Source organism: Vogesella mureinivorans (genome assembly GCF_007644035.1).
Classification (GTDB): domain Bacteria; phylum Pseudomonadota; class Gammaproteobacteria; order Burkholderiales; family Chromobacteriaceae; genus Vogesella; species Vogesella mureinivorans.
This window is the reverse complement of record NZ_VMTV02000038.1, coordinates 1-261: the sequence shown is the minus strand read 5'-3', so window position 1 is coordinate 261 and position 261 is coordinate 1. Positions and strand designations below refer to the sequence as shown.

At 63.6% G+C, this 261-nt stretch carries 1 protein-coding gene; it reads right to left on the bottom strand.

Annotated elements, in window-relative coordinates:
- Positions 1 to 261: adenosylhomocysteinase (locus FLQ44_RS01000; RefSeq protein ID WP_147692663.1), on the bottom strand; the 261-nt coding region annotated here is incomplete at both ends.

Here is a 261-nt window from a genome sequence, read left to right as displayed (position 1 = left end):
GATTCGCAGCAGCCGTACAGGTTGTCGAACTTCGACTTGGTCACCGAGTCGTTGACGTTGATGGCGGGCACCAGCAGCTTGCCGGCTTCCATCATCTGGTACAGGCGGTGCACGCCGGTGGTGGTCTCTTCCGACACGCCCTTCCACTCGGCGGCCACGGTCTTCCAGAAGCCGGGGCGCTCGGTGCGGGTGCGCTTCAGCAGATCCTTGATGACCTGTTCCTCATGGTTGGCACCGGGGCTGTCGACCCAGGTATCGCCG